This is a genomic window from Paenibacillus xylanexedens (assembly GCF_007676705.1).
In the GTDB taxonomy this organism is placed as follows: domain Bacteria; phylum Bacillota; class Bacilli; order Paenibacillales; family Paenibacillaceae; genus Paenibacillus; species Paenibacillus xylanexedens_C.
This window is the reverse complement of sequence record NZ_VEBF01000760.1, coordinates 1-229: the sequence shown is the minus strand read 5'-3', so window position 1 is coordinate 229 and position 229 is coordinate 1. Positions and strand designations below refer to the sequence as shown.

1 protein-coding gene is annotated in these 229 nt (G+C 52.4%); it reads right to left on the bottom strand.

Going from position 1 to position 229, the window contains the following annotated elements; translation table 11 throughout:
* On the bottom strand, window positions 1-181 hold a 181-nt coding region (locus tag FS628_RS32430), incomplete at its 3' end, for a hypothetical protein (protein WP_222125361.1).
* Window positions 182-229: the final 48 nt, after the last annotated feature.

The following is a 229-nucleotide window of genomic DNA, read 5'->3' as shown; positions in this document are numbered from 1 at the left end:
CATTTTGCCTATTTACACCATTTCCTCTAAACTTCTCTAAAATATCTTTCCCAAAGCCATCCTCCCCTACCCCCCCCATCATCCTAACCTCCCCACCCACTCCTCCACCACCAACACCCTCATTCCCTCCCTTACCCCCACCCACCCTTTTCAACCTCTCCCCAACAACGCTTTCACCCACCCCCCGCCCTCTTGACCAACTAACAACCACATCCATTCAACTCCTTCC